The sequence below is a fragment of the Hyphomicrobium zavarzinii ATCC 27496 genome, from assembly GCF_000383415.1.
GTDB classification, from domain to species: Bacteria; Pseudomonadota; Alphaproteobacteria; order Rhizobiales; family Hyphomicrobiaceae; genus Hyphomicrobium_C; species Hyphomicrobium_C zavarzinii.
Genome location: NZ_KB911255.1, coordinates 301,329 through 323,643, shown reverse-complemented (window position 1 = coordinate 323,643; position 22,315 = coordinate 301,329). Strand labels below are relative to the sequence as shown.

At 63.8% G+C, this 22,315-nt stretch carries 19 protein-coding genes; 12 read left to right on the top strand and 7 right to left on the bottom strand.

What is annotated here, in order from left to right; all coding sequences use genetic code 11:
- Positions 1-49: 49 nt before the first annotated feature.
- From F812_RS0101520 to F812_RS25150, 4 genes are all read left to right on the top strand, one after another.
- A complete protein-coding gene (locus F812_RS0101520; RefSeq protein ID WP_020084190.1) occupies positions 50-400 on the top strand; it encodes a hypothetical protein in 351 nt (116 codons plus the stop codon).
- Positions 401-748: 348 nt separating this feature from the next.
- A complete protein-coding gene (locus F812_RS22150; RefSeq protein ID WP_156827170.1) occupies positions 749-1,480 on the top strand; it encodes a hypothetical protein in 732 nt (243 codons plus the stop codon).
- 313 nt (positions 1,481-1,793) lie between these two features.
- Entirely contained in the window at positions 1,794-4,637 is a 2,844-nt protein-coding gene (locus tag F812_RS0101505) for a cation-transporting P-type ATPase (protein WP_020084187.1), read from the top strand.
- 130 nt (positions 4,638-4,767) lie between these two features.
- The gene (locus F812_RS25150; RefSeq protein ID WP_020084186.1) at positions 4,768-7,263 is read left to right on the top strand and encodes an MASE1 domain-containing protein; all 2,496 of its coding nucleotides are present in this window, start codon (positions 4,768-4,770) and stop codon (positions 7,261-7,263) included.
- Between the two features lie 36 nt (positions 7,264-7,299).
- Here the strand turns inward: F812_RS25150 and F812_RS0101495 are convergent, their stop codons facing one another.
- The 5 genes from F812_RS0101495 to F812_RS22135 all read right to left on the bottom strand — a co-directional run bounded on the left by F812_RS0101495 (position 7,300) and on the right by F812_RS22135 (position 13,654).
- Positions 7,300-8,964 (bottom strand): TadG family pilus assembly protein, encoded by a 1,665-nt coding sequence (locus F812_RS0101495; RefSeq protein ID WP_156827169.1) that lies wholly within the window; start codon positions 8,962-8,964, stop codon positions 7,300-7,302.
- 36 nt (positions 8,965-9,000) lie between these two features.
- Entirely contained in the window at positions 9,001-9,378 is a 378-nt protein-coding gene (locus F812_RS0101490) for a TadE family protein (RefSeq protein WP_020084184.1), read from the bottom strand.
- A gap of 274 nt (positions 9,379-9,652) precedes the next feature.
- Entirely contained in the window at positions 9,653-10,375 is a 723-nt protein-coding gene (locus F812_RS0101485) for a GntR family transcriptional regulator (RefSeq protein WP_020084183.1), read from the bottom strand.
- A 322-nt stretch (positions 10,376-10,697) separates the two neighbouring features.
- Complete coding sequence (locus F812_RS22140; protein ID WP_020084182.1) at positions 10,698-12,878, bottom strand: DUF1217 domain-containing protein; 2,181 nt, start codon at positions 12,876-12,878, stop codon at positions 10,698-10,700.
- A 284-nt stretch (positions 12,879-13,162) separates the two neighbouring features.
- Positions 13,163-13,654 carry a MarR family winged helix-turn-helix transcriptional regulator gene (locus F812_RS22135; protein WP_051113734.1) on the bottom strand — a complete coding sequence of 164 codons (492 nt, stop codon included), beginning with the start codon at positions 13,652-13,654 and terminating at the stop codon, positions 13,163-13,165.
- A gap of 205 nt (positions 13,655-13,859) precedes the next feature.
- Between F812_RS22135 and F812_RS0101470 the strand changes: the two genes are divergently transcribed.
- The 4 genes from F812_RS0101470 (at position 13,860) to F812_RS22130 (ending at position 18,335) form a co-directional block, all read left to right on the top strand.
- Entirely contained in the window at positions 13,860-14,882 is a 1,023-nt protein-coding gene (locus F812_RS0101470; RefSeq protein WP_020084180.1) for an AraC-like ligand-binding domain-containing protein, read from the top strand.
- Between the two features lie 174 nt (positions 14,883-15,056).
- Entirely contained in the window at positions 15,057-15,662 is a 606-nt protein-coding gene (gene recR, locus F812_RS0101465) for a recombination mediator RecR (protein WP_020084179.1), read from the top strand.
- 87 nt (positions 15,663-15,749) lie between these two features.
- Positions 15,750-17,123 (top strand): MATE family efflux transporter, encoded by a 1,374-nt coding sequence (locus F812_RS0101460; RefSeq protein WP_020084178.1) that lies wholly within the window; start codon positions 15,750-15,752, stop codon positions 17,121-17,123.
- Between the two features lie 108 nt (positions 17,124-17,231).
- The gene (locus F812_RS22130) at positions 17,232-18,335 is read left to right on the top strand and encodes a glycosyltransferase family 4 protein (RefSeq protein ID WP_083929024.1); all 1,104 of its coding nucleotides are present in this window, start codon (positions 17,232-17,234) and stop codon (positions 18,333-18,335) included.
- Positions 18,336-18,359: 24 nt separating this feature from the next.
- Here F812_RS22130 and F812_RS0101450 read toward each other — a convergent pair whose 3' ends face one another.
- On the bottom strand, positions 18,360-18,827 hold the full coding sequence (locus tag F812_RS0101450) for an ATP-dependent zinc protease family protein (protein ID WP_020084176.1): 468 nt from the start codon (positions 18,825-18,827) through the stop codon (positions 18,360-18,362).
- A gap of 170 nt (positions 18,828-18,997) precedes the next feature.
- On the opposite strand from F812_RS0101450, the gene def reads away from it, so the two are divergent.
- From def to truA, 4 genes are all read left to right on the top strand, one after another.
- Positions 18,998-19,516, top strand: a complete 519-nt coding sequence (gene def, locus F812_RS0101445) for a peptide deformylase (RefSeq protein ID WP_020084175.1) — start codon at positions 18,998-19,000, stop codon at positions 19,514-19,516.
- Positions 19,517-19,548: 32 nt separating this feature from the next.
- On the top strand, positions 19,549-20,493 hold the full coding sequence (fmt, locus tag F812_RS0101440) for a methionyl-tRNA formyltransferase (protein ID WP_020084174.1): 945 nt from the start codon (positions 19,549-19,551) through the stop codon (positions 20,491-20,493).
- Positions 20,494-20,587: 94 nt separating this feature from the next.
- Positions 20,588-20,848 (top strand): hypothetical protein, encoded by a 261-nt coding sequence (locus F812_RS22125; RefSeq protein ID WP_020665343.1) that lies wholly within the window; start codon positions 20,588-20,590, stop codon positions 20,846-20,848.
- Between the two features lie 107 nt (positions 20,849-20,955).
- Positions 20,956-21,714, top strand: a complete 759-nt coding sequence (gene truA / locus F812_RS0101430; RefSeq protein ID WP_020084172.1) for a tRNA pseudouridine(38-40) synthase TruA — start codon at positions 20,956-20,958, stop codon at positions 21,712-21,714.
- A gap of 34 nt (positions 21,715-21,748) precedes the next feature.
- Here the strand turns inward: truA and F812_RS0101425 are convergent, their stop codons facing one another.
- Entirely contained in the window at positions 21,749-22,165 is a 417-nt protein-coding gene (locus tag F812_RS0101425; RefSeq protein WP_020084171.1) for a universal stress protein, read from the bottom strand.
- Between the last annotated feature and the right edge of the window lie 150 nt (positions 22,166-22,315).

Sequence of the window (22,315 nt, the reverse complement as noted above, 5' to 3'; positions counted from 1 at the left end):
CACCCCCGTCGCCGCACCCACGGAGCCTAGCCTGCCGATCGCCCGAACATTGCTGGCATCACTGGCGCTGTTCGTCGCAACCTGGATTGCGGCGGGATCGACGCCTGCTTGCGCGGATGAATTCCGATCCTGGCAGGCGGCCACGGGCTACGAGCGCCCGCTCCATAAACCGCGGCACGCCGAGCAGGGCGAGGACACCAGCGACGAGGACACCCCCGTCGCAACCTGCCATCGCCTGCACACGATGAAGCCGGCAACGCAGCCGCCCGCAGTTCCGTGCCCAAAACCGTCTCGCGCCGCTGAAGGGGTTCAGCCGGGCGCGTCGTCGCTGCTTGGCACGCTGACCTATCACCTCCGCGAGACGAGCAACGCACCGCGAGCCCCTCCGCGCGCCGCCTGATCCGCTCGCCTGCGCAAGCCGACGACAATCCGGCAACCGCGTCTCGCCCGCCGAGATCGCTCGCAGCCTCCCGTCTGCGGCATGCGCAAGGCCATATCGCCAACCTCACCCTTTCAAGCCAACGGACACATTCCATGCTCACAATCGTCATTTGGGGCGCCATCGCTTTTTCAGCCGCGATCGCTGGTGCCATCCTCGCAAAGAACAGAAACCGAAATCTCTCGTCGTGGTCAGCCTGGTGCCTTCTGGTGCCCCCGCTCGTCGTCGTGCTTTTCCTTCTGCCGAAGGCCGAACCCGCTCCGCTCTCCGCCCGCAAGTCTCCCGGACTCGGAGGAAGGAAAGGGCGTCATGACAACTGACAACCGGCCTCCTGAAGCCGCAAGCAGGCTTCGCGCAGCGACGATGTGGGGTCCGGGCGTCGGCGAGGTGTGGTGGTGGGCGATCCCGCTCGCGACAGCCGCGATCGTCATGGCCGTTGCGACGTTCGCACCCGCGTTTTACGAGACACACGTCCTGCCCGAGCACGTCGGATACCTGGAACGCCTGCATTTCCTAATGCCGGCGGCAGGCGCCGTCATATGCTTCAAGCTATTGACGATGGAGCAAGTCCGGCGCCTGACCTATTTGCGCGCCGCGATCATCGTCTTCGCGATCGCCTGCATCTATATCGCAGGCGAAGAGGAAAGCTGGGGCCAGCACCTGTTCCAGTGGCAGACGCCTGAAGCGTGGTCTCAGCACAACCGGCAGGACGAGACCAATCTTCACAACACCTCCTATGTCTTCAACCAGCTACCCCAACTCATCCTGGAGATTGCCATCGTCGCAGGCGGCGTGATCGCGCCCTTCGTGACGAGACGCCACGGCCCTGTAGGAGGCGACCTCATTGCGTTCCTGACACCGCCGTTCGCGATGCTGCCGGTGTCGCTCGGCGCCATCGCGTTCAAGGGGACCGACCGGCTGCAGAAGAACAGCCTGATCTCTGAGATCATCGCTCGGCCGAGCGAGGTCACCGAGACGTTCTATTACATGTTCATTCTCTTCTATCTGATCATCCTCTACCGGCGTGTGATACGGCTCTGAGCCGATCTCCCTAAAATCCGCATAGCTGCGCGCTCGCGAGGTCCGTCCAATGGGCTTCGCGAGCGCGATCTCTTTGGAGAAAAGGAAGGATCCGAGCACCGGTTGATGGAGATCAAAGTTTGCCTCTCCCCTCGCACCTATACGGACAAGAGTGAGAAGAGTTCGAACGCCGACCGTTCGGGCGTATGCGGTTTCGTGATATCGCGATCCCGACGGACTCACACCGAGGGAGACGAGCCTTGCGATCCGGCAGCGGCCTAGGGCTCGATCCTTTGAGAAGGCGAAGCGCACGAAACACGGAGCGAATATCTGAATGGGTGGAGAGACCGTAGTCACAACCGGCAACCAGGGAACGAGCTCGCATTTGCGCCCCTGGCATGCGGAACCGGCCGAAACCCTCTTCAGCGTTTTGCAAACCACAACTGCCGGACTGACGACGGCAGAAGCGGCCCGCCGCCTCAAGACTTATGGGCCCAATAGCCTCCCCGAGCCCGCGCGGCGCCATCCCCTGCTCCGCTTCCTGGCACAGTTCAACAACGTCCTGATCTACTTCCTTCTGATGGCCGCCGTGGCCGCTTGGATTCTTGGCCACTACATCGACGCCTCGGTGATCGTCGCCGTCGTCACCATCAACGCCATCGTCGGCTTCATCCAGGAGGACAAGGCTGAGAAGGCGCTCACCGCCATCCGCAAAATGATCTCGCCCCATGCCAATGCCTGGCGCGACGGCCACCGCACCAGCATTCCGGTAGCCGGCCTCGTTCCGGGAGACGTCGTGCTCATCGAGGCGGGAGATCGCGTACCTGCCGATCTGCGCCTCATACGCGTGCGCGGATTGCTGATCGACGAAGCCATGCTCACCGGCGAATCCGTCACGGCGGAGAAACGCGAGGGCATCGTTGCCACGGACGCCCCCCTCGGCGATCGCACGGGTATGGCCTACTCAGGCACGCTCGTCGCCGCGGGCCAGGGAACGGGAGTCGTGGTGGCCACAGGCGGCGAAACCGAGATAGGCCACATCAGCGCGCTGCTCCAGGGCGTCGAGCTGCTCACGACACCTCTGCTTCGCCAGATCAACCGCTTCGGAGAGCGCTTCACCTGGGTCGCGATTACCGCCGCCGCGCTTCTCTTCGCGTTCGCCACGCTCCTGCGTGACTACCCGTGGCCTGATGCCTTGATCGCCGTCGTAGCCCTGGCAGTCGGCGTGGTGCCGGAAGGGTTGCCGGCCGTGATCACCATCACGCTCGCCATCGGCGTGCAGCGCATGGCGGCCCGCAATGCCGTGATCCGCCGCCTCCCCGCCGTGGAAACGCTCGGCGCAACCTCCGTCATCTGCTCCGACAAGACCGGCACCCTCACGCGCAACGAGATGACGGCGCGCAGGATCGTGACACCGGACTATGCCCTCCTCGTCAGCGGCTCGGGCTATGAGCCCGTGGGCGACCTCACGGCACTCGACGGCGATGACGACGTCGCAGCGCTCGAAGCCGCCGCGCCGCTCATTCGCTCGGGCCTGCTCTGCAACGATGCGCACCTTCGCCATGCGGACGGGCATTGGGGTGTGGAGGGCGATCCCATGGAGGGCGCGCTCGTCGCGCTCGCCATGAAGGCCGGGCTCAACCCGGAGCACGTGCGTGCCGAGTGGCCGCGCGCCGACGAGATCCCTTTCGACGCGCAGCATCGCTTCATGGCCACCCGCCATGCCACGGCAGCAAGCGTCTCGCCCGCTCCCACCACGCCGAACCACGGAACGAAGCACCATCACGGCGACGCGATCTTCGTGAAGGGTGCTCCGGAAGCGCTCCTGGCCATGTGCTCGGCCGAAGCCACCGCGTCCGGCGCCACCCAGCCCCTCGATCCCGCCTACTGGAGCGAGGAGATCGCCCGCGCCGCAGCGGAAGGCGAGCGGGTTCTTGGCTTCGCCATGAAGCACCCGGAAGGCACGGACCAGTGCCTCACGTTCGCGGACGTCGAGCACGGCCTCGTATTTCTCGGCATCGTCGGCTTTATCGATCCCCCGCGCGACGAGGTGATCGACGCCATCGCCGAATGCCGCTCCGCCGGCATTGGCGTCAAGATGATCACAGGCGACCACGCGGCAACGGCATCCGCTATCGCACGCCAGCTCGGCCTCGCGAGCACGGCCGAAGTCGTCACCGGCGCCGAGCTTGACAAGGCAACGGACGACGAGCTGCGGACCATCGCCACCCGCACGCAGGTATTTGCCCGCACGAACCCCGAGCACAAGCTTCGCATCGTGCGCGCGCTGCAATCAACCGGCGCGATCGTCGCCATGACCGGAGACGGCGTCAACGATGCCCCCGCCCTCAAGCAGGCAGACGTCGGCATCGCCATGGGCCGGAAAGGCACCGAGGCCGCGAAGGAAGCCTCCGAGATGGTGCTGCTGGACGACAATTTCGTCTCGATCGTCTCGGCCGTGCACGAAGGACGCACGGTTTACGACAACATCCGCAAGGTAATTGCCTGGACCATCCCGACCAACGGCGGCGAGGCTCTGACGGTGATCGCGGCCATTCTGTTCGGCTTCACCATGCCGATGACGCCGGCCCAGATCCTCTGGATCAATCTCATCCTGACGGTGACGCTGGGGCTCGTGCTGGCGTTCGAGCCGACCGAGCCCGGTGTCATGAGCCGCCCTCCACGCCGCTCCAACGCGCCGCTCCTCTCTCAATTCCTCGTCTGGCGCATCTTCTTCGTCTCGGCCCTTTTCACCATCGGCGCGCTTGCAATCTTCTTCTATGCCCTCAATCGCGGGCTCGGCATCGAGATGGCTCGCACGATGGTAGTCAACGTCGTCGTTGTGTTCGAGATCTTCTACCTCTTCAACGTGCGCTATCTGCACATGACGTCGTTTACCTTCCGAGGCACCATGGGCACCCCGCCCGTGCTGCTCGCCCTTGCCGCGGTCGTCATCGCGCAGCTCGCGTTCACCTACGCACCCTTCATGCAGGAGCTGTTCGACACGCGTCCCATCGCTTTCGCCGATGGCATTGTCATCGCGGGTGCGGGCGTCCTGCTCATGGTCATTCTGGAGATGGAAAAGATCATCCTGCGCCGCCTCCAGATCTTCGACGGACTTGACCCCGAGGTGGTCACCGTAGATCCCCATCAGCCGGCGACCCGGAAGGCCGGCTGAGCCCTCGCGCAAAGCCCGGGTTCGAGCCGCGGGATCCCCGAGCCAGCGCGCAAAGAAATAGTTGTGAAAGGCAGGAACCGTTTTCGCGGTCCGGAATTTAGTGCGAATGTCTCGCTCCTGAGGCATCCCAATGAATTCAAGTGAGATCGCGTTGACGACTGGCTCCGCCCGTGCACTTGACCAGGTTGGGGTGGGCATCACCTATTTCCTGCTGGCTAAGGGCGGAATGCTGCTTGCAGCGGCACATCCGAGCGCCAGCGCCATCTGGCCGGCGGCGGGCTTGGCTCTGGCTGCTATCCTGATATGGGGCTTGAGAATTTCGCCCGCGATCTTTGTCGCGGCCTTCCTCGCCGACTTTACCACCACCGGCACCGTGGCGCCGTCCCTCGCTATCGCCGCCGGCAATACGCTCGAAGCCATCGCCGCCGGGCTCCTCATCAATCGCTTCTCCGGTGGCATCCGCACCTTCGACACCGCCCCGGGCATTGCCGTCTTCGCGCTCGTCGTCGCTCTAATCTCGACCCCCATCAGCGCAACCGTTGGCGTGGGCGCGCTCCAAGTTGCAGAGGGCACGCTTTCGCAATCAGCCCCCTCGCTTTGGTTGACATGGTGGCTCGGCAATCTTGCCGGCGCAGTGCTCGTCGCGCCGGCTATCGTCCTCTTCCTGCGCGACCCCCTGGCATCGGGTGAGCTTCGTCCGCTGCTGCAAATCCTGGCGATCGCCTTCCTGGCAGGCGTCATCGCCTTCAGCCCGGCATTGGCGGCGTGGCTCGATCGCGGGCTCCTGGCGTTCATCGCCCTCATCCCGCTTCTGTGGGCCGCGCTCTACCAGAGCCCACGCAATACCGCCGCCGTGGCGCTCGTTCTCGCCACCGGCATGATTTGGGCCACGCTCGCCGGAAGCAACGCCTTGAGCCCCCTCTTTCTCAACAATGCCCTGCTGACCGGACTCGTCTTCCTGGCCAGCATCGCACTTCCGAGCCTCGCCTTGTCCGCCGAGAGGCGCGCCAAGCCCAACGAGCAGAAGTTGGCTCTCGCGGACTACGAGGAGACGAGCGGTGCCAGCGAGGCAAAGGACGGCGATACCGGCCTGCGTGAGAGCGAAGATCAGCTCCAGCGCCTGATCAACGGCATTCACGACTACGCCATCTTCATGCTCGACCCGCAGGGCCGCATCGTGAGCTGGAACGCAGGCGCCGCCCGCATCAAGCAATACACCCGCGAGCAGGCGCTCGGTAAGCACGTGAGCATGTTCTACACGCCCGAGGACAAGGCGATCGATCTCCCCGGCACAGCCCTGAAAACGGCCGCCCGCGAGGGACGCTACGAAGGCGAAGGCTGGCGGCAGCGCCAGGATGGAACGCGCTTCTGGGCCAACGTCGTGATCGACGCCATCCACGATTCCCACGGCAACATCGTCGGCTTCGGCAAGATCACGCGGGACGTGACGGAAAAGCGCGAAGCGATGCTCGCCTTGGAGAAAGCGCGCGATCAGCTCGCCCAGGCCCAGAAGATGGAAACCATCGGACAAGTGACGGGGGGCGTCGCGCACGACTTCAACAACCTGCTCGCCGCCATCATCTCGAGCCTTCGCCTGCTCGAAAAGAAGCTTCCCGCCGAGCCGCAATCGAAACGGCTGCTCGACAATGCCTTGAGCGCGGCCGAACGGGGCGCCTCCCTCACACAGCGCCTTCTGACGTTCGCGCGCAGGCAGGACCTTAAGCCCGAAACCGTCGACATTCAGAAGCTTATCGCCGGAATGACCGAGCTTCTTCGCCGTTCGATCGGCCCCTCCATCGCCATTACGACGAGATTACATAGCGACCGCACGATGGCGACCGTCGATCCCACACAATTCGAGCTCGCCCTCTTCAATCTTGCACTCAACGCCCGCGACGCCATGCCGAGCGGCGGATCGCTGACCATCGAGATCAGCGACGAGATCGTGACGCAGAGCCTGCCGGGCACCGAGCTCAAACCCGGCCGTTTCGTGTTGATTGAGGTCACGGATACGGGCACCGGCATGGACGCCGATACGCTGCGCCGCGCCATAGAGCCGTTCTTCACGACCAAAGGCATCGGCAAGGGAACCGGACTGGGACTCTCCATGGTGCAAGGCCTGGCCGCACAATCCGGCGGGTCCATGAAAATCGAGAGCGAGGTCGGCAAAGGCACCACCGTGAGCGTATGGATACCCGCATCCGACGGTGAAGCGACCCTCCCCTCGCCGCCCGAGCCCGATATGTACGAGGCCGTCAAGGAATGCCAGGTCCTCGTTGTCGACGACGATCCGCTCGTATCCATGGGCACCGTCGCCATGCTCGAGGATCTCGGCTATCGCACCATTGAGGTCTCGTCCGGCCGAAAGGCACTCACCGTTCTCGACTCCGGCGCACCCGTCGACATCGTGATCACCGATCAGGCCATGCCCGGCATGACAGGCATAGAGCTCGTTGCGAAAATCCGCGAGCAACGGCCCGACATGCCGATCATTCTGGCAACGGGCTGGGCCGACCTGCCGGAAAACGCCATGCCGGATCTGTTCCGTCTTTCGAAGCCCTACCGGCAGGAAGAGCTGGCACGAGCGATCAATCGCGTGCTGAGCGAGCGCGGACAGGAAGTCTGAGCGGCGATCTCTGGCCTCGCGCCACTCGCGATCCATCTATCCAGCCAGCACGGCCCCGCCGCACCGGATACCGTTCACCTGCACATCGACTTCGCCCAGGCGCACGCCCACGAGTTGAAGAAGAGGCACCAGCAGAGCATCGAGCGTCGAAGTGACGGGCGTCAGCGCCGCAAGAACCACGCCTTTAACGGCGGAGACCGAGAGGCCAACGCCGAGGCCCAGAATGTCGACGTGAAGATCCATCGTTTGCAAAAGATGCGAGGTCAGCGAAGAGAGAAAGTCGCGAACCTCCGCGCTCTTTATCACGTGCCCGTTCACATCGCTCATGGTGAAAGTGAGATCCGTCGCCGACGTGTTGCTCATCTGTGTGTAAGCGCTCCCCGTTACCTTCACCAGCAATGCCTGCACGATGGTGCCGCTCGTCACGGGAACGCTCGACCCGAAGGAGGAAAGCCCACCCGGGGCGACATCGCCGATCCAGGCCCTCGCTGCCGCGGGACGCGCCTCCACGGTCGCTTGCGCGTTGGAGGCTCCCCCCGTGCACGCAAGGCTCTTCAAGCGCGCCTCGGCGCTCGCGATCTCGAGGTACAGAGGCAGCCTGATCCGAACCCCGCTCAGGATCCCGCTTCCGCCGACTTCCGCGAGCAGCCGGAGCCGCGTCTGCGCCGTGCGCACGATCGCGCCGGGCTGCCCCACCGCGACCCAGCCCGAATGCTGGGCCGCTTCGCCGATGGCGATATCGACCTTGAGGCTGAGCAGACCTGGAATGGTCGTGCCGAGGTTCACCGCGACCTGCTTGTTCCCGTTGGCGAGCGAAGCAAGCGCCGTAACGAGAGACATTGCGTTGACGTCTGCCGCCAGCCCCGCCTGTGGCTGTCCGACCGCGGCTTGCGCCAGGGGTCCGAGATCGACCAGCGAGTGCAATGGCACCGTGACGGAGGCATTAGCCTGGCCCAGCAGCACGGTTGCCGCTTGAGCTGCTTGCGACTGACCGCTCGAAGCCGCGGCCTTGGCCAACGCGGAGAGAACTTGTCCCACCGTCGCGTTCGCATTGAGCACGTCGCTGTAGGTCCCCGCCGTCACGCCGACCTCCGTCGACAACGCCGAGAGAAAGCTCAACAGCGAGACGTTCCCGTTGAGAAGAGCCTGATAGTCCATCACCGAAAGAGAGACGTTGCCGCCGAGCAACGCACCGAGAATGGCATTCGACAGTCCGCCCTGAACCGAAGCCAATCGGCTGCCGATGGAGAACGTCGCCTGCGCATCCGCAGTACCGATCGCCGACACAGAAATCTCGGGCTCCGGCATGAACGACTTCGCGAAATAGAGCTGTCCCCCCATCGCCACATTGAGGCGAACCGCATTGAAAGGCTGCTTGCCGGCCTCGAAACGCCTCTCGTGCGACAGCGCCGGATCCATCTCGTAACGCCCCTTGATCACATCGAGCGAGCGGATCGCGCTGAAACCGTTTGCCGCAAGCGTGGCGTGCGCGGCCTCCTGGGCGCGCACAATGTCGCCTGCGGCCGCGATTGCGGCGAGGTCCGCCACACCCTGCGCGGTGCGCCGCTCTAGGTAGAGCGATGCGATATCGACCGCGATCGCGCAGCACCCGACGCTGACCGTGAGAAACAGCGCCATCAGCACGCCGATGGAGCCGCGCCGGTTACGGCATATTCTTCTCGCAAATGATTTGAGGGCCACGGGATGCACCTCCTCCTGGGGGACTGAGAAAGGCGGTCAATAGCCGCCGCGCTTGATGACGGCTGTTCGCTCGATGACTTTTCCCGGCAGCGGAACCAGTCCGGAGAGAAGCCAGATCGGCAGATCCTGCGAGTTGAAGGAAACCCTCACCTCGAACTGCGAGGGATCGGCGGCGAGAGGATGCGCTGCAACGGCGATGCGGTCGGCACGCAACAAGGGATAGACCCCGCCACTCGCCGCCACATGCGCACTCGCGATAGAGGCCCGCTCCGAATCGTTGAGGCCGCTCACCGACGCACGCGCCGCATCGGCGGCGAGTTGCTGGACGGAGTGCGCAGCTCCGAAATAGAGCCCGTAGGCGAGAAGGCCGCAGAAAAAAATCAACGCCACCGGAAAAATTAGCGCGAACTCCACTGCTGCGGATCCCGCATCGGCTTGCGCCGCATCTCGCACCCGTCTGTGAAAATTACGCATCACACACCCTCGCCATGACATGCGTCACAACCTAGGCGCCTAATGCTAAACGGCGAATAACGGATCGACGGAAAACCATCGATGAAGTCATGACAAACTTATTTTGCTGCTAAAGAGAAGAAGGACATCATTTAAAGAAGAACGCGCATCCACCGTCCGTTGTTGGATGGAGAATACTCACCCGCGGCGGATCTCCAGACACGCGGCCTTGCTCTCAGTTGAAGCGTACGAGATACCGTTCATTGCGCATGAAGCAGTGCGCCACCCGCCACTCGAGCACATCCTCGTGGTCCGAGTAGATGAGGCGATCCAGCCGCAGGAGAGGCGTGCCGGGCGGAACATTGAGGTTCTCTCCGTCCTCCTCACTCGCCATCACGATATCCACGCTCTCGTCCGCGCGCCCCACGAGAATGGCGTTGAGCTGCGCAAGCGCGGAAAGACGATAGCTGCCGAAATCCTCCGGAATGCGCGAAAAGAGCTTCGCAGGCAGTAAACAGATCTCCGACAAGAAGATCTGCCCCTGATGCTCGCGCACGCGATCGACCTTGATCAGCTCATCACCCTTGCGCACACCCATCCGTTCGGCTTCGTGCACAGACGCCTGAATGCGCGTCACCGACCGCGCACGCTTCTGGCCGGAGATACGGTGACCAGAGAAATCGTGGAACATCGAGAACGGAAAGGTATTTTCAGCAGCCGCATAGTCGTTGACGAAGGTGCCGCGCCCCTGCCGCCGCGTGACGATGCGCTCGACCTCCATGAGGTCCAGCGCCTTCCGCACTGTGCCGATGCTGATACCGAGCTGCTGAGCAAGCTGTGTTTCGTTGGGAAGCGTAGCACCCGGCTTCCAGTGACCGACAACGATGCGTTGAACGAGAACGTCGCGAACCTGCAGATAGAGCGGACGAGCCGCAAGGCGTGTTTCCAAATCAGGCATGCCGATCCCCCGAGCTCTTGAGAGCGAGCCTCAGCGACGCTGCGTTCAGCAAACTGACAATCTCACGAAGCGGCCTTTGCTCGTAAAAAGTCTTAGGGGTGAGAACACATTTATGCAACCATAAATTGTATATTTAAACAGCCATTCACTGAGCTTCTTCTTACATTTCGAAAGCATACGGATCGCTGCAGGATGATGGATAACCGTTGCAGGATATGACTTATGAGATAGCGAAGCGGGAATTCGGAATTGCCCGGGGCGCGCGGGCATCCATTCCGCGAGAAGCAGCGGAGATCCCGCGCGAGCAACGGCGCAACTTTAGCTAGAAGCGAAGTTTAGTGGCTTGGATCGAACTTAAGAGCGCGTCACTGATGACGCCCCCCTGCTGTTGGCCGAGCAGGATGGAAGCCGGCGATGAGGACGTCTGCTGATTGTTGACGTCGTAGAGTGCGGTGAAGCGCGCCAGGAATTTCTCGACCTTCGCCGGATCCTTGAAATCGGCAACGTCGAGCCGCTTGGAGATAGCCTTGGCCTGAGTGTCGACCTCCGCCTGCGCGATGCTGTCGGGCAATGCCAGCGCCGTGAGCACCACCTGGAGCAACGCCTTGTCGGCGAGGATGGAGTAGGGAGACACGATGCTGGAAGCCTTGCGCTGGAAGTAGAGCGCAAGCCGCACGCCTTCGTTCTGGCTGCCCGCCTGCTCTTCCATCGTTTGGCGGATGTACATGTCCTGAGTACGGATCCGCTCGTCCTTGTCCTGCGCCTCTCCCAACGCGATACGCTGCGCCTTGCCATCGGCGCCGAAATTGAAGGCAGCCGCCATATCCCGGTACTTGGTGTTAGCGCCCTTGTTCACGAAACTCTTGCTGTCGAACGGATCGCTCGTGAGGATCTGCCTGAGCGTTTGATCCGAGATGCTCTCCTTCTCGAACCCGAACGCCTTCTTGATGTACGCGACGACGCGCGTATCCTTGAGCAGCTCGTCGACGGACGTGATGGTGTCGATCTGCTGGTTGTAGTACTCGCTCTCGGTCTTGCCACGCGCCTGGTCGGCCTCCTCCTTGCCGAGCGTGACGGTGTAGCGGGTGATCGTCTCCGACTTGGAGTGAGTGATCTGCGCGCGGATGGCGCCCTGAGCCTCGCCATCGGTGCCGAAGTTGAAGGCGGCGGCCAGCGCGGTATAGCGGGAATCGCCGAGCTTGTTGGCGAAGCTGTCCCTGTTCGAAAGATCGCTCTTCAGCACTTGCTTGATCTTGGAAGCCGATTCCTGCGTCGGATCCAGATCGAACGCCTTCAGCGCATAATTGTAGAGCTTCGCGTTGGCCAGAAGGTCGTCGACCGACTTCACCTCCGACATGGCGAGCTTGTAGTAGCTGGTCTCCTGCTCCTCGGTGCTCACCACCTTGTTGTCGTAGTTCTCGATATAGCCATCGGCGAAATTATCGAGTTGAGCCGCCGTCTGCGCCGGCACGCCATCGTCCAGCGTACCGTCGGTGTTGAAATTGAAGGCCTCTGCCAGCGTCCGATAGCTGTCCAGCGAATTGGCGAGGCTGTCGGGATCGGAAAGATCGCTGGTCAGAACCTCGCGCAGGGTGAGGGGCGAGAGCAGGATCGGATCCAGCCCCGCGGCGGTCGCGGCGTAGGTCTTCAGGAAATCGTCGTTGACCACATCGTCGACCGACGTGACGCCCGCCATCAGTTCGGCATAAGCCTGGGACTTGAATGCCGCGGCGGCAGGCGAGGTGCCGTTTCCGGTGGCTTCATAGTGCAGAAGGATCGTGTCGCGGCGCTGCGCGGCCGTTTGCGCCGTCTGGCCCGCCGGAACGCTCCCGTCGCTCTCGAAAGAGAATCCGGCGGCAAGCTCGCGATAACGGCTGTCGTTGAGTTTGTTGGCCATGCTGTCCGGATCGGACAGATCGCTCGTCAGCACTTTCTTGATCGTTGCCTCGGACGCGGTGCTGGGATCGATCCCGAAGGACTTGAGTGCGAACGAGAACAGCCGCGAATCCGAAACGAGCTGATCCGCGGTGGTGATCGATCCGATGCGGGCCTGATAGTATTCGACCTCCGCCGCAACCGCGGCGCCCTTGCGCACGCGCTGCTCGGAGTAAAGCCCGACAGTGTCCTCCTCGTCCGAAGCGTCCTGCGCGATGGTCGTGCCGGAGGCGACATCTCCGGTCGTCGTGAAATTGAAGGCCCTGGCAAACGTGATGTAGCGCTGGTCTACGAGCTTGCGCACGAAGCTCTTGTCGTCCGTGAGATCGCTCTCCAGAACCTTCCGCATGAAGGCTTTGGCGTAGGTCATGTCCTCGAGGCCGTACGCCTTCATGGCGTAGGAATAGAGACGCTGATCCTTGAGGAAGTCGTCGACCGACGTAACCTTGCCGATGTTGTCGCGATAGTAGGTCTGCTCCCGCGACACCTGCGGATCCGAGAGCGTGCGCGCGACGCTCTTCGAAAGGTCGGAGGTGTACATCTTGTAGGAGAGGTATGTGGAAACCATTTCGGCTTTCCGATCGCGCCCAGCCTCTGTGTGTCGCTGAAGCAGATCGCGATCAGGCGCGCGGATGGCCGGAGCACGGCACGACGGGCCACAGGCCGCGAATCACGCAGGCAGCTTGCCGAGCTATAAGGTCAGGAGCTTATGCGAGCCTGCCGCAAATCGCGGGGCGGGCCACCTGGGAGAGCGCCAGGAACGATTGGGGAAGGGAAAAATCCGGGGAAGGAAAGACGGGGTCAAAAAAAAGCGGAACGGGACAGCCCGTTCCGCGCTCGTCTTGTCCGGAGTTACCGGGCCTCGCTCTCGGCGAAGTGACCATTGGCGGCCGGCGCCGCCGGGGGCGCCACTGCGCCGACGATGGTGCCGAGATCGTCAAGGAATTCCTCGACCCGGCCGCCCTTCAGCGAGGAAAGAAGCCTCTCCTCGATGCGGTGCACGATCGGCGTCACGGCCTTGAACAGGCGCGTGCCTTCTTCGGTGATCTTCACCTCGTAGGCGCGCGCATCCTCTTTGTCGCGCTTGCGCTGAATAATGCCCTTTTTGAGCATCCGGCGCACGATGTCCGCCATCGTAGAGCGGTCGATGCCCGTTGCATCGACCAGCTTGCTCTGGCTGAGCCCTTCCGAATGGGCGAGGGCGAACAGCACGGCATACTGCCGGGCCGTCAGATCGTAAGACGACATCTCAGTCTGATAGATCTCGGTGACCACTTGGACGGCTCGGTGGAACAGGTGCAAAGGAGACTGTCCGAGATCGGGCCCCGTAGTTTTTCGCGTCATGGCTGCTCTAAACGTCCTTTGCTCGCAGGGGTAGTCCTGGCCTGGGGATCGACAGTGGGCGGAAACCAAGATGGGAAAGCGGAAAACGCCATTCGACTCCTCAGTGGAGAAATTGTATTGAAATGCAAAGGGGAGCAGGGCGCTCGCACCACGCGGCGCTATTTGTCGACTGACACGGCAATCCGAGCACGAGAAGACGATCGCTATGATCTATTCGACCCAGGGCGTGCACCCGAGAGAGCGGCTCAGCTACTGGCGTGAGGTTGCCACGCGCGGCTACGTCGAGCACGATTTCCAGCCCGGCGATGCCCCCTCGTTCCGGGGCAGCGTGCAGATCACGAGCCTGCCCGGGCTAGGCCTCTCAACATTTAACGCAGATGCGCATCACGTGCAGCGCTCTGAGCGCAACGCATCCCACGAGGACAGCGGCGACCTCTTGCTCAGCGGCCTCTTCGCGGGAGAGGTCGGCTTCATGCAGGACGGCCGCGAGAGCACGCTCCAGGGCCGCGGCCTTTACCTGGTCGACCCCGTCCGCCCCTTCGAGCTGACGCTGCGCGAGCACTGCACGCACGTCATCGTCAAGATCCCGCGCTCCTCGCTCGAAGCGCGCATCGGCAATACCGCCGATCTGACCGGCCGTCCTATCGACACCTCCACGGGCATCGGATCGCTGACGATGGGGTTCATCGAGATGCTTCCCCAACAGGCCGAAACGCTCGACGGCGTATCGGGGCTAAAGGTGGCGGAGCAGATTCTCGATCTCGCAGCTCTCACGCTGAACGGCAGCCGCGAGCGCAAGACCACGCTCTCCTCGCCCAAGGCGACCGCGCTCCTTCACCTGAAAGCCACCATCGAGCGGCTCTTGATCGAGCCGGGCCTCAAGCCTGAGCGCATTGCTGCAGAGGCGGGTATTTCCGTACGCTACGCCAATGCCCTGCTCGCCGAGGAAAACACGTCTCTCGAGCGCTATCTGGTCGACCGGCGGCTCGAGCGATGCCGCAATGCGCTCGAGGATGCGGCTCAGTCCCACCGCAGCATCGGCGAGATCGCGTTCAAATGGGGCTTCTCTGATCTCTCCCACTTCGGCCGGCGCTTCAAGGGCCGTTACGGCCTGACGCCGACGGACTTCCGCCGCCACATGGAGCGGCAAACGGAGAGCGCGCAGGCGCTGGAAGCCCGCATCCGCAAGGGCCAGAGAACTTCGGCACTCTGCCTTCCCGGAAGCTGATCTCCCCCGACGGCGGACGAACAGTGCGCCGTGACGCAAGGTGACAACGTGCGCCGAGCGTGCTTAGACCGAAGCTCGCTTCGGACCCAATGCCTCCGAATAGCCAATCATCGGTGCGAGCCAAAGCCGAACGCCGCTTCGGAGCCTCGCTCTGAGAACCTGCAAGAAGCCTAGATGTCGAAAAAGATAGCCGGCCCCGAGATCGAGCGGCTTGTCCAGCTCCTAGCACGTCTACCCGGACTTGGGCCGCGTTCCGCCCGCAAGGCGGCGCTGGCCCTTTTGAAGCGGCGTGAGGATCTGCTCGTACCGCTCTCGGATGCCCTTGCCGTCGCCGTCCGCACCATTGTCGAATGCCCCGTATGCGGCAGCCTCGACACCGTGGCGCCCTGCACCGTCTGCCGCGACGAGCGGCGGGACAGGTCGCTCATCGTCGTGGTCGAGGAGATGGGAGATCTCTGGGCGCTCGAAAGAGCCGCCGTCATCAACGCGCCCTATCACGTCCTCGGCGGCCACCTCTCGCCGCTCGACGGCATCGGACCCGACCGCCTCAACATCGCGACGCTGATCGACCGCGCCGCCTCCGGAGAGGTGAAGGAGGTCATCCTGGCGCTCAACGCCACCGTGGAAGGACAGTCCACCGCGCACTATCTGACTGAGCAACTGGCCCCCACGGGCGTCGTGGTGTCGCGTCTCGCCCAGGGTGTCCCCATCGGCGGCGAGCTCGACTATCTCGACGAAGGAACGCTGGCCGCCGCCATCAAATCCCGCAAACGGATCTGAGCGAAAGGCCCCGGGCAAAGCCGGCCGAGCAGCACGCATCTGAAACACCTCGCGCGTCACCCCGAGCATCCGCCCGCAAGGACAACGATGAACGCCCCCACAAAAGCGGAAGCTCTCCCACGCGCGCCGGCGAAGTTCGTCGTGGGATCGCTCCTGCGCCATATCCTGGTCATGAGCGGCGCGGGTGGTGTCGGGCTCGGCGCGATCTTCTTGAGCGATCTCGCCAACATCGCCTTCCTCTCGCTCCTCGACGATCAGGCCGTGCTGGCCGCCGTCGGCTATGCGAGCTCCATTCTCTTCCTGATGATCGGAACCGGCATCGGCCTCTCGATCGCGTCCACGACGCTCGTGTCCCGCGCCCTCGGAGAGGGCCGCCGCCTGCGCGCCTGCCGCTTCTCGGTGAACGCACACATTGCAAACTTCGTCGCTGGCCTCGCTGCCGCCGCTCTCATCTACTTCGCCATACCGTGGTTCCTGACGCTCTTCGGCGCAACCGGGCGCACGCACGATCTCGCCGCGCGGTATCTCTACATTCTCGTGCCGTCGATCCCCGTGTTGACGCTCGCCATGACGTCGGCCGCCGTGCTCCGCTCCATCGGAGACGCGCGCCGCGCCATGAACATCACGCTCTACGGCGCCATCATCAACACCATCCTCGATCCCATCTTCATCATCGTGATGGGCCTCGGCATCGAAGGCGCGGCGTGGGCCACGGTCATCGCGCGCATCGTATTCATGCTGGTGGGGCTCTACGGCGTCATTGGCGTGCACGGGCTCGTCGCTAGGCCCCGGCTGCCCGCGCTCCTCGTCGACATTCCGGCCATGGCATCCATCGCCGTCCCCGCCATCCTTACCAACGTCGCCACACCCGTTTCCAACGCCTACGTCACCGCCGCCATCGCGACGCACGGCGACGACGCGGTCGCGGGCTGGGCCATCATCGGCCGCATCCTTCCGGTGGCGTTCGGCACCATCTACGCGCTCTCGTCCTCCATCGGCCCCATCATCGGCCAGAACTACGGGGCCTGCGAGGGAGACCGCGTGCGACAAGCGTTCAGGCTGGCGCTCGCCGTCAACGGCGCGTTCACGCTCGCCGCCTGGATCGTGCTGGCGCTGCTGTCAGCCCATCTCGTCCGTCTGTTCGGAGCGACAGGCGACGCCGCAGCTCTGATCAACCTCTTCAACTATTGGCTCGCCCCCCTGTTTGCCTTCATGGGCGCCCTGTTCGTCGCAAACGCCGTTTTCAACACGCTGGACTTCCCCCACTACGCGACGCTCTTGAACTGGGGCCGGGCCACGCTCGGAACCATCCCCGTGGTTCACCTGGGCAGCTCGCTCGCGGGAGCGGAGGGCGCACTCGCCGGGCACATGGTTGGCGGCATCCTGTTCGGGTGCCTCAGCGTCTGGCTTTGCAGGCACCTCATCGAGAAACTGCTATCCGAGCCCTTCCGGCACATCTGAAGCTGTGCATATCCCGGCGCTTATACCGGTCGCCTTTCCTTGGCGATGCGCGCTGCCGTGGGATAGGATTTACCCCGATATACGAATCGACATGAGCGGCCTCGCGCAGTGACCAAACCAGTATCGGAACGCATCGCCTTGGTCGCCCCATCGGCCGAGTCAGCCGCCATCCTGCGGCGGGATCTCATCGAGGCGCTCACCGCCCGCGGCCATCGCGTGCTCTGTCTCACGCCGCCCGGCCTCGGAAAATATGCGCGCATCCTGCGGGCCGCCGGTGCCCAGCAGCGCATCCTCGAACCGCCTCCCTCCCCGCTCCGCCTCGTGACCGACTGGCAGATGATTTCGAGCCTCGTCACCCAGTTCAAGGACTGGCAGCCCAACGTTGTCGTGAGCTTCGGCTTGAGAACGTCCATGCTGGCCGCCCACGCCGCGCGCCGGGCCGATGTCCGCCGCGTCGTCACCATGGTCAACGGCTTGCCGAGCGACGGCATCGAAAGCGTGGGTCGTCGCCGCTTCGCCGAGGCGCTCCGCGCCAGCGACGCCGTCGTGTTCCACAACCGCGACGACGAGCGCACGCTCGCAAGGCTCGGTCTGCTGAGGCCCAGCCTCGAAACCGTGGTCGTGCCCGGCAGCGGCATAAACCTGACCGAGTTCAGAGCCGAGCCGCTCCCCACACTCGATCAAGGCCTCGTCTTCCTGATGCTGAGCCGCCTGGAGCGCCGCCGCGGCGTCCTGGAATACAAGGCGGCCGCCCAGCGCATAAAAAAAGCTTGGCCGAACGCCGTCTTTCGCCTTGCAGGCTCACCGAGCGACGCACGCGACGCGGTGCCCCCCGAGAGCCTGGACGATGGCGGCACCCTCGAATACCTGGGCCAGCTGGACGACGTGCGCCCCGCCCTCGCCGCCTGCCATGTCTACGTCTATCCCTCCTACGCCGAGGGCATGCCCCGCTCCATCCTGGAAGCGCTCGCGACGGGACGCCCCGTCATCACCACGCGCACCCCCGGATGCGCGGAAACGGTCGACGAGAAGGTGAGCGGCTGCCTCGTGGCTCCCGCCGACGTGGCGGAGCTTGTGGTCGCCATGGAGAGCTATCTGCGAAACCCCGGCCTTCTGTCCGCCGGATCGCGCGCCGCCCGTCTCAAGGCTGAGCGCCGCTTCGACGTGAACGATGTCAACGCCGCGCTGCTGCGCACGCTGGGCCTTACTTGATCTGGTTCGATTGAAAAAACCCGGTTACGCGGGCGCGCGATAAAGCCGTGGGCTCAGCTTCGGCAGCAGAAACGAGCGCGCCGGGTCCACCAGCATACCCGGTCTGATGGCCTGCCGGCCTAGCAGCATCCGGTGCGCGAGCCCTTCGCGATTGGTGAGCCCGAGTTCGATCGGCCACTCCCGCATACCGACGCGCAGCATCGTGCGGATGATGCAGCGGTTCTCCCGCTCGCCGCTCGAGCTTGTCACGTCGCGCGCGCCGAGCAGCTCGGCCTCGCACCAGACTGCGACCTCGGGCTGTTCCAGAAGAGGGTGAATGAGAAACCGCACGCGCGGCGCGGAAATGGGGCCAAAGGTCTCGACCGCCTCGGCATGCAGCGCCGATGTCCTGGCTCCGGTATCGACCTTTGCCTTGATCGCATAAAGCCCGAGATCCGGCAGCGCCACCCACTCGCGGCGTCCGATGATCAGCGGTTTGAGATCATGCTTCATGCGTCCGTCTCAGTGCGGGACTCACGCAATATTACATGAGAGTTGAAGACGAATGCAGGAGGATTGTCGAGCTTGGTAATAGTACTTAGCCATTAACGAAGAAGAGGTCGCACCGGACTGTACCAGGTCAGCAGATTGACCGCCGCCCCGGACTTCCCTATTTCAAGACCATGTCCACGCTGCCCATCATCACCCTGCCCGATCCCAAGCTGCGCAAGATCTCGGACCCAATCGAGAGGGTCGATGCCGAGCTGCTGAAGCTCGCCGACGATATGCTGGAGACGATGTACGACGCCCCCGGCATCGGGCTGGCAGCCGTCCAGGTCGGGGTCATGAAACGTCTGATCGTGCTCGATGTTTCCGAGGACGAGAACGAGCCGCGGCCGCTGACCCTCTTCAACCCCGAGATCCTGAAGCTCGGCACGGCCACCCGCGTGCATGAGGAAGGCTGCCTGTCGATTCCCGATTTTCGCATCGATATCGAGCGTCCGGCCACCCTGACCCTCGGCTACATCGACCGTGAGGGAAAGCCGCGTGAACTCGAGGCGGAGGGCCTGCTCGCCACCGCCATCCAACACGAGGTGGATCATCTGAACGGCAAGCTCATCATCGATTTTCTGTCGCGGCTGAAGCGCGATATGGTCGTCCGCAAATTCAAGAAGGCGGCCCGCGGCGAAGCCCCGGCCTGAGCCGCCACCCCGTCGGGACAGCCGGAGCCCTCATGCCTTTGAAGCTCGTGTTCATGGGAACGCCGGACTTTTCGGTCCCGGCCCTGGAGGCGATCGTGGCCGCTGGCCACGACGTCGTCGCGGTCTATTCCCAGCCGCCCCGCCCGGCCGGACGCGGCATGGCCGAACGCCCTACTCCCGTTCATGCCAAGGCGGCGGCTCTCGGCATCCCCGTCCGGACGCCGCAGTCCCTGAAATCGCCTGAAGAGCAAGCGGCCTTCGCGAGCCTAGGTGCCGATGCGGCCGTAGTCATCGCCTATGGCTTGCTGCTTCCGGCCGCCGTGCTCGCAGCCCCCCGCCTGGGCTGCTTCAACGTGCACGCATCGGAGCTCCCGCGATGGCGCGGCGCCGCTCCCATCCAACGCGCCATCATGGCAGGCGACGCGCACACCGCCGTAATGGTCATGCGCATGGACGAGGGGCTGGATACGGGCCCCGTCGGCCTGACGGACGTGGTGCCGATCACGCCCGACCTCACGGCCGGCGAGTTGCACGACCTGCTCTCCGAGCGCGGCGCCGCCCTGATCGTGAAGGCGCTGGCGGACCTCGAAGCCGGAACCTTCGCCACGCTCGCGCAGCCCGCGGAAGGCGTGACCTACGCCGCCAAGATCGACAAGAAGGAAAGCCAGATCGACTTCTCGAAGCCGGCCGCCGAGGTCCATAACCACGTCCGGGGCCTCTCGCCGTTTCCCGGAGCCTGGTTCGAGGCGACGCTCCAAGGCGGCAAGCCCGAGCGCATCAAGGTGCTGCGCACCACCCTCGTGGAAGGCCAGGGCCACCCCGGCGCGGTGCTCGACGACAAGCTCGCGATCGCCTGCGGGGATGGCGCTGTCCGCCTGGTGGAGATCCAGCGCGCCGGTAAGCGGGCCATGACCGCGGACGAATTCCTGCGCGGCTTCACCATTCCTCGCGGCACCCGCATCGGCCGCGTGGATTGACGGCGAGCGCCGCATTAAGCATCGCGCGCGAACGTCCAGCACAGAGCGCCGTTGTCTCCTAAACTCGCGGCAAAACGAGCTTTTGGAGCCGACGATGATCCGTAGCCTATCAGCCGGCGCTGCCGCCCTTCTCCTCACCGCCGCAAACGTCCAGGCGCAGGACGCCCACACCACCCGTATCGAGCCGTCGAACGCATACGGCGCCACCGTAACCATTGAGGAAGGCGTCCGCGTCTTCCGCCCGCTGCCCTCCGAGCGCCATGTGATCGTGAACCCCGGCGGCCGCACGCCGCTGAGCCTCAACTACTACGATCCCGTCACCGGCGTTCCCGTCCGCGGCGCCGCCCCGCGCTGAGGCCGTGGCGGCACGCTGAGCCCGGGCGAGCCCCTTTTCGGCACGCCCTTGAGGTGCTGCGCCTGAAAGAGTAGGCAGGGGCCTTCGCCAACAAGCAAGTCTCCGCAATGCCCCGCTATCGCCTGGCTATCGAATACGACGGCACGCCGTTTGTCGGCTGGCAGATCCAATCTGCCGGCACCTCCGTGCAGGGCGCGCTCGAAACCGCAATCCTGAAGCTCACGGGATCGCCCGCCGGCATCCGTGGCGCGGGCCGCACGGACGCGGGCGTACACGCCCGCGGGCAGGTCGCTCATTTCGATATTGAGAAGGAATGGCCCGCTTCGCGCCTGCGCGATGGCATCAACTTTTATCTCAAGCCGCAGCCGATCGTCGTGATCGATTGCGCGGAGGTGCCGGGCAACTTCGACGCGCGCTTCAGCGCCACCGCGCGGCACTATCTCTACCGCATCCTGGCACGGCGCTCGCCGCCTGCCCTCGATCGCAACCGGGTATGGTGGGTTCCGCGCAAGCTCGACGGCGAAGCCATGAGGGATGCCGCCTCCGCGCTTGTGGGCCGCCACGACTTCACGACCTTCCGCGCCGCTCAATGCCAGGCCAAGTCGCCGCTGCGCACACTCGACCGGTTCGATGTGAGTTTGGACGGAGAGGAAATTCGCGTCGCGGCCTCCGCGCGCTCGTTCCTGCACAATCAGGTGCGCTCGATGGTCGGCAGCTTGAAGCTCGTGGGTGACGGAAAATGGACCCGTGACGATCTTCGCCAGGCACTCGAAGCGCGCGACAGAACGGCTTGCGGGCCGGTCGCCCCCGCATCAGGCCTTTACCTGATGGCGGTCGACTACGGCCCGTCTGCCACGACTGATTGAAAACGAAACAACGATCCCGTGAATGGAACGCGGATTAACGCGCGACCGTCACCGGGCAATGCGCCAGATGCACCACGTCACGCGACACCGATCCGAGCATCATGCGAGAGACGGCGCTCTTGCCGCCGGTGCCCACTACGATGTGATCGAAGTTGCCCTCGCGGGCATAGTCGGTGATCGCCAGCGCAAGATCGCGGCTCTCGATGCTCACCGCTTTCACGTTCGCGATGCCTGCGGACTTCGCCTCTGCGGCTGCCTTCTGAAGGACGTTCTGCAGCTCGTTTTCGGTCCAGAAGAGCGTTGCCGCTCCACCCCGGCCGTATCCGCCGATCAACTGGTTCACCGTCGCAACGGTGAGATCCCCCTTGAGAGCAAGGGCGAGCTTCGCCGCGAGATCGATTGCCGGCTTGCTATGCTCCGTGTCGTCAACTGCGCAGAGAATCTTCGTCATGATCCACCTCTTTCCTACTGACTTTCGCTCGTCGGATCACAGGATCGCAGCGACTATCATAGCAGACATTGAGTGAGATCAACCGAAAGGACGATTACTGAACGGGTACGCGGAGCATTGTAGAAAATGCTTCAACAAACGCGCGTGTTT